Consider the following 7,506-nt stretch of genomic DNA (forward strand, 5'->3'; position numbering starts at 1 on the left):
TTTCGACTTCGTGTTACACTCCTGCCCTTCCCTAGCAGTTCTATCAATACCAAGTGCCGCTATCCCACAGCAGCACGCTGTCTCATTGTCGCAATCGCAGTTTCCCATGGACGCACTGGCACCAGTTTTCAGCCGGGGCGCGGTTTATCCGCCTGTGTCCCATACATAGTTTTTTGAGAGAAAAAATGAACAACCTGAAAATTGGCACCCGCCTCGCCGGCGGCTTTGGACTCGTGTTGCTGCTCACTATGCTGATGACCTGGATCGGCCTGAGCCATATGCAGTCGGTTGCCGACGCGACCAGCGAAATGATGCAGCAGCCGCTGGCCAAGGAGCGCATGATCTCCGACTGGTACCGGCTGATCCATACCAGCGTGCGCCGCACCACCGCGATCTCCAAGTCCAGCGACCCCAGCCTGGGGCCATTCTTCGCCGCCGACACCGCCGCTTCCACCAGCGAAGTGAACGAGCTGCAGAAGAAAGTCGAGCCCTTGCTGGAAAGCGATGCGGAGAAGAAGCTGTTCGCCGACATGGTGGCGGCACGCAAGCGTTATATATCCTCACGCGACGCCATCGTGGCGCTGAAAAAGGAAGACAAACTCGAGGAAGCCGCCGCCGTGCTGGAACAGCGCTTCATCCCTGACGGCAAGGCCTACCTGGATGCGTTGAACGGCCTGCTGGTGATGCAGCGCCACAGCATCGACGCCAATGCGGCCAGCATCGACGCCGAATACCACGCCAACCGCAGCTTCATGCTGGCCTTCGCCGCCGTGGTGCTGGCGCTGGGCGGCGTCTGCGCCTGGCGCTTGACGCGCGGCATCACCCGGCCGCTGGGCCGCGCGGTGGAAATCGCCTGTGCCGTGGCCTCCAACGACCTGCGCAGCGACATCGTGGTCGACAGCAAGGATGAAACCGGCCGCCTGTTGCAGGCGCTGAAAACCATGAACGACGGCCTGGCCCGCATTGTCGGCGAAGTGCGCGCCGGCACCGACCAGATCGCCACCGCGTCCGGCCAGATCGCCGCCGGCAACCAGGACTTGTCGGCCCGCACCGAGCAGCAAGCGGGCAGCCTGGAAGAGACCGCGTCGTCGATGGAGGAACTGACTTCGACCGTGAAACAGAACGCCGACAATGCGCGCCAGGCCAACCAGCTGGCCGAGGCCGCCTCGCACGTCGCCGAGCGCGGCGGCGAAGTGGTGGGGCAGGTGGTCGACACCATGGAATCGATCAACGCCTCGTCGCGCAAGATCGTGGACATCATCAGCGTCATCGACGGCATTGCCTTCCAGACCAACATCCTGGCGCTGAACGCGGCCGTGGAAGCGGCGCGGGCCGGCGAACAGGGCCGCGGCTTCGCCGTGGTGGCCACCGAAGTGCGCAACCTGGCGCACCGCAGCGCCGCCGCCGCCAAGGAAATCAAGGCGCTGATCGACGACTCGGTCGGCAAGGTCAACGCCGGCAGCCAGCTGGTCGAACAGGCCGGCATGACCATGAGCGAGGTGGTCGACAGCATCAAGCGCGTGACCGACATCATGGGCGAAATCACCACTGCCAGCATGGAACAGAGCGCCGGCATCGAGCAGGTGAACGAGGCCATGATCCAGATGGACCACGTGACGCAGCAGAACGCGGCGCTGGTCGAAGAAGCCGCCGCCGCCGCCGGCGCGCTGCAGGAGCAGGCCGAATCGCTGGCCGGCGTGGTCGGCGTGTTCAAGCTGTCCGAGGGCTACAGCCATGCGCCGGCGCTGACCGTGCACAGCTCCGCCGCCGTGCCCGCCGCGCCGCGCGCCGCGCGTCAGCCGGCGCTGCGCCTGCACGCCTGATTCGCTAGCTCTGCAGCAGCGCGCTGCAAAAACCCCGAAGTATGTAGACTGTGACAACAACTACATGCTTTGGGAGAAATTATGCGAAATACCTGTCTGAAACTGAGCGCCCTGGGCGCCGCACTGCTGCTGTCCGCTTGCCAGACCATGCAGACCAGCAATACCGCCGCCCAGGACGAAGCGCCGTCGCCGAAGAACCCGGAATTCACCTCCGAGATGGCGAAATTCAACGCCCAGTTCCCGAACGCCAAGGTCAGCAAATACGAGGATGAATCGATCGCCTACAACAACGCGCAGAAGTTCGATGAGCGCGGCAATTGCCATGGCAAGTCCAAGTATCCGGTCACCATCATGCTGCTGCTGGACGCGAACGGCAAAGTCACCAGTACCGTCACCGACGTGGAAAACAGCAAGGCGGCCTGCTTCCGCCAGAACTACGCCTCGGTGCAGTTCCCCAAACCGCCCATCGCGCCATACCGCAAAGCCATCCTGCTGAAGTAAGCCCGCCGCACTGCGATCAGAGTTCGACGGCGATCATGTTGTCGTCGGGCTTGCGGTCGATCAGCTTGTTGTCCGGGTCGATGCCGGCCTTGGCCGGCCGGCCGTTCACCACCAGCGTGTACACGCCTTCCTTCTGCGACACCAGCTTGCGTTCGCGCAGCAGGCTGTTGCCGTCCTTGTCGTCCACGCCGATGTCGATCAGGTCGCGGATCGCCACTTCCTTTTCCGCGCCCAGTTCGTCCGCACGCAGCTTGCTCGCGTGTACTTTCAAGGTCACCTCGTACTTGCCGTCCTGCCGCTTGCGTGCCGTGGCGCTCAGCGCGCGGTTGTCGTGCAGCACGATGGCGTTGAACAAGTCGTCGATCAGGTAAGCCTGCTCGGGCGGCGCGATCTGGCGCAGCGCGTCCACCAGCACCGTCACGCTCGGATAGGGCGGGGCGTGGAAGGCGTGCTGCGCCAGCAGGCCCTTCAGCACGGCGTTGACCTTGTCCTCGCCGAGGATGTCCTGCAGCTGGTACATGGCCAGGCTGCCCTTGCGGTAGTGGATGTAGGGCTGGTTCTCGTTGTCGGCCAGCGGCAGCTCTTTCTTGTTCTCCAGCGCGCGCCCCATCAGGTACTGGTTCAGGTCGTAGCGCAGGAAGCGGCGCATGCGGTCCGGGCCGTACTGCTTCTTCATCACCATCAGCGCCGAGTATTCGGACAGCGTTTCGCTCAGCACGGTGGCGCCGCGCGTGTCGCCGCCCACCAGCTGGTGCGCCCACCACTGGTGCGCCACTTCGTGTGCCGTGACGTAGAACGGATAGTCGATGTCCTTCGGATTCTTGTCGTCCACCTTGGCGATGAAGCCCACGCTTTCCGAGTACGGTATGGTGTTCGGGAAGGACTGCGCAAAGCCCGCGTAGCGCGGAAACTCGACGATGCGCACCACCTTGTGCTGGTAGGGGCTGTAATTCTTGCTGTAGTAGTCCAGCGCGTCCTTCACGCCCTTGGCCATGCGGTCCAGATTGTATTCGTGGCCGGGGTGGTAGTAGAGCTCGATGCCCACGTCCTGCCACCAGTCGTGCTTGACCGCGTAGCGGGCCGACTGGAAGGCGTAGAAGTTCAGGATCGGCTTGTCCATCTTGTAGTGGAAGTAGCGCCGGCCCTTGGCTTTCCATTCCTTCTCCAGGTAGCCGGGCGCCACCGCGATCTGGTCCGCGCTGGTGCTGACGGTGGCGTCGAAGGTGACCCAGTCGGCGTCGTTGCCGAGATAATTGTTGGCCAGGCCTTTCGGATCGTCGCGCGGCAGCGCGCGTTCCTGCGCCGGCAGGCCGTGGCGCTTGCGGTCGCGCGGATCGGTCAGCTCGGCCTGGCGCTGGTAGCCGATGTGGGGCAGCACGGTATTGTTGAAGAAGGTGCCGTTGGCCACCACCGGCGTGTCCTGGCCCAGGCCGAAGATGCCCTTGGGGGCATAGTCCAGCTCGAACTCCAGCGGCATGCGCGCGCCCGGCGCCAGCGGGGTGGACAGGGTGTAGCGGTACACGCCCAGGTCCTCGTCCTTCATTTTCAGCTGCGCCACCTGGCCGAAGCGCAGCGGCTGCATGTCGGCCGTGGTGTCCTGCGTGATGTAGATGTCGGAGATGGCCTGGGCGCTCTTGTTCTCCAGCATATAGCGGCCCTTCACGTGCAGGCGGCGCTTTTCCGGCTCGATGGACACGCCCAGCTGGACGTCCGTGATGCGCGGCTGCGCCAGCGCGGCCAGCTGCTGGTACTTGCGCTCGTAGTCGGCGCGGTCGGCCAGCTTCTGGTAGGACGATTTGTAGCAGTTGGCAATATGCAGGTTGTAGAACAGCACGCCGCCGGCGCCCAGCACGATGCTCACGCCCAGGGCCAGCGTGGCCAGCACCGGCATGGTCAGCGCGTGGCGCGCCAGCGCGATGCGCTGGCGCCATTCGTCGTTGTTGCCGCGCGCCCAGAACAGCAGCGACAGCACCAGCAGGATCAGCGCCGCGCCGCCCCAGTACAGTTCGAACCAGCGTTCGCGCACCAGGTAGTGGCCGTAGCCGTTCATGGCCGAATAGACAAAGCTGGGCGAGGTGCCGTACACCAGCAGCGGGTGCTCGATGCCCAGCGAGGGCAGCGTGATGCTGGCCACGAAGTAGACGATCATGGCGAAGTGGGCCATGTATTTATGGTTCAGCACCACCTGCGCGGCGATGGCCAGCACGGCCACCAGCGCGTAGGACGGCAGCTGGATGGTGAACAGGTGCTGGAAGTACAGGCCCGGTTCAAACTGGAAGTAGCCGTTGACGACCTGGATGGTCATACCGCACAACATCACCACCAGCATCAGCAGGGCTTGCAGGCCGATCAGCGCGAACAGCTTGGACAGCAGCGGCAGCCAGCTCGGCACCGGCAGCGCGTCCAGCATCTGCGCCATGCGGTTCTCGCGCTCGCGCCACACCAGCTCGCCTGCGTAGAAGGTGGTGATCACCAGCATGAACAGCGCGAAGGTGTCCGACACCATTTCCAGCACCATGTAGGTGATGGGATAGGTCTTGGTGCCGAACATGGAACCCATGTCCAGCGCGCCGGCGAACATGGTCAGCACGCCGGCCAGCACGATCACCAGGAAGTAGACGTTCTTCACCGTTTCGCGCAGGTTCAGCCAGCTCATCTTGGCCAGCAGCAGGCCCAGGCTGCGCGACTGGAAGTCCGGCGCCTGGTGCGTGTGGCTGGCCGAGTGGCTGATGCGCAGCGCCGGTTCGGCCTCGCCGCGCGCGTCGGCCTTGCCGCTGTCGATGCTGCTGACGAAGCGGAAGCGCCAGTAGCCCAGCAGCAGCACCACCAGCGAGAACGAGGTCCAGATCACGCGGTTCAGCAGGTACACGCCTTCCGGCAGCACCAGGCGCGTGTTGCGTTCGGCGATGGGCCAGTATTCGGTGAGGTTGATGGCGGCGGCGGTGCCGAAGGGGTCGATCAGCGCGGCCAGGGTCTTGTAGTCCAGGTCGCGCGCCAGGCCGGGTGCGACGATGTAGCCGATCAGCATTACCACGCTGGAAATATAGACCGGCAGCATGCGCCGCGTCAGCGCGGCCAGCACGAAGAAGATGGCGCCGAAGATGAACAGGTTGGGCAGCAGCGTGGTGAAGTAGGGGATCAGCCAGGCCGCCAGCGGCGGCTTGCCCAGCCGCTCGGGATCGATGCCCGGAATGAAGGTGCCCAGCCATGCGCCCAGCAGGATGGAGGAGAACACCACCGCCAGCGTCAGGTAGGCGCCGATGAAGCGGCCCAGCATGTACTGGACCTTGCGGATCGGCGCGCTGAAGAAGAAGTGGTGCATGTCGTATTCGAAGTCCTGCTGCACCGAGCGGCCCATCATGGCGGCCACCACGATCACGCCCAGGCAGCCGAGGAAGCTGGCGGTAAACAGGATGGAGCGCGGCGCGTTGATGAACACGCGGCCGCCGAAGGTGACCACGGCTTCCTTGAACACGCCGCCGGCGGCCGCCATCCACAGCATGGCCAGCAGCAGGAACATGCCGAAGTAGACCCAGGTGGACAGCATCTTCAGGCGCTGGCGCGCTTCGAACAGGGCGATGGCGAACATGGTGGCCGCCTTAATCGCAGCTATCGGCTGCGCTGTGGCGGCCGGCGATGGTGGCGAAGTAGAGGTCTTCCAGGTCGCCGATGGCTTCCTCGAAGCCGTCGCCCGGGTCGTCGTCGCTGTAGACGTGGATCAGGGTGCGGCCGGACAGCAGCCGGGTGGAGATGACGGCGTGGCGGGTCTGGAACTGCTGCAGGTCTTTCTTGTCCACGAAGCGCGCCCAGATCTTGCAGCTGATGTCGTCGATCAGCTGCTGGGTCTGCCCGGTGAGCAGCAAGTGGCCCTTGTTGATGATGGCCATGCTGGCGCACAGGTCGGCCACGTCGCTGACAATGTGGGTCGACAGGATCACGGTGCGGTCTTCGCCGATGTCCGACAGCAGGTTGTGGAAGCGCACCCGTTCCTGCGGGTCCAGGCCGGCGGTCGGCTCGTCGACGATGATCAGTTTCGGGTCGCCCAGCAGCGCCTGGGCGATGCCGAAGCGCTGGCGCATGCCGCCCGAATAGGTGCCCAGTTTCTGGTGGCGCACCTCGAACAGATTGGTCTGCTGCAGCAGGCCGTCCACCACCTCGCGCCGGCGGGCGCGGTTCGACAGGCCTTTCAGCACCGCGAAGTGGTCCAGCATTTCGTAGGCCGAGACCTTGGGATAGACGCCGAAGTCCTGCGGCAGGTAGCCCAGCAGGCGGCGGATCTCATCCTTCTCGTCCAGCACGTCCAGCTCGCCCAGGAACACCGAGCCCGAATCGCATTCCTGCAGCGTCGCCAGGGTCCGCATCAGGGTCGACTTGCCAGCGCCGTTGGGGCCCAGCAGGCCGAACATCCCGGCCGGTATCGTGAGCGAAATATTGTCCAGCGCCACCACCCCGTTGGCGTAAGTCTTGGACAAATTGCGGATGCGTAATTCCATGCTGACTCCTGTCGTGTCCTGCTGCACCGCAACAGGACATACCACTATTCAATGTTGGCATTGTATTGAAATTGCGGCTGAGCGGTGGCTTCATTGCGACAGTCGGCACAATCGGGGTTCCAGATTGCCGAAAGCGGGCGCTTTGCCAGAGAATGTTAATTCCGGAACAGCACCTGTTCACGGCTGAACCACCAGCGGCACAGGGCCAGCAGCGCGCCGGCCGTGATGGTGGTGGAGACCAGGATCACCGCGAACATGCGGTAGTCCATGGTGCCTTTCACCAGTTCCTTCATGGCCAGCGAAACGTTGGTCAGCGGCACCATGGCCCAGAACCAGTTCAGCTCCACCCCGGGCAGCAGGGCCACCATCACCGGCAGCAGCGACAGCAGCATCAGCGGCGAGATCAGGCCTGCCGCTTCCTTGTAGCTCTTGGCGTAGATCGACAGCGACAGCAGCACGGAGGCGAAGATGGCGGCGGTCGGCGCCAGCATCAGCGCCAGCATGGCCATGTCCAGCACGCCGATCGCGCGCACCATGGCGGCCAGGTCGGGCGAGGCGGTGGCGCCGAAGAAGAACAGCAATGCGCTCATGCTGCCCACCATGAGCACCGACGAGGTCAGGCCGATGGTAAACAGCACCAGGAACTTGGCCAGCACGATGGCGCTGCGCGGCACCGGCGCCAGCAGCAG

5 protein-coding genes are annotated in these 7,506 nt (G+C 64.2%); 2 read left to right on the forward strand and 3 right to left on the reverse strand.

The features are described from left to right. The first annotated feature begins 185 nt into the window (after positions 1-185). Both AC6H42_RS13050 and AC6H42_RS13055 read left to right on the forward strand, forming a co-directional pair. Positions 186-1,823, forward strand: a complete 1,638-nt coding sequence (locus tag AC6H42_RS13050) for a methyl-accepting chemotaxis protein (RefSeq protein ID WP_082551683.1) — start codon at positions 186-188, stop codon at positions 1,821-1,823. A gap of 81 nt (positions 1,824-1,904) precedes the next feature. Beyond that, a complete protein-coding gene (locus AC6H42_RS13055) occupies positions 1,905-2,324 on the forward strand; it encodes a hypothetical protein (protein ID WP_057154392.1) in 420 nt (139 codons plus the stop codon). Positions 2,325-2,340: 16 nt separating this feature from the next. Here AC6H42_RS13055 and AC6H42_RS13060 read toward each other — a convergent pair whose 3' ends face one another. From AC6H42_RS13060 to AC6H42_RS13070, 3 genes are all read right to left on the reverse strand, one after another. Beyond that, positions 2,341-5,913 (reverse strand): ABC transporter permease/M1 family aminopeptidase, encoded by a 3,573-nt coding sequence (locus AC6H42_RS13060; protein WP_497548223.1) that lies wholly within the window; start codon positions 5,911-5,913, stop codon positions 2,341-2,343. Between the two features lie 10 nt (positions 5,914-5,923). Beyond that, entirely contained in the window at positions 5,924-6,817 is an 894-nt protein-coding gene (locus AC6H42_RS13065) for an ABC transporter ATP-binding protein (RefSeq protein WP_057154394.1), read from the reverse strand. Positions 6,818-6,972: 155 nt separating this feature from the next. Beyond that, a partial coding sequence (locus tag AC6H42_RS13070; RefSeq protein WP_497548224.1) for an ABC transporter permease family protein occupies positions 6,973-7,506 on the reverse strand: 534 nt, incomplete at its 5' end.

Source organism: Massilia sp. NBRC 108631 (genome assembly GCF_059704565.1).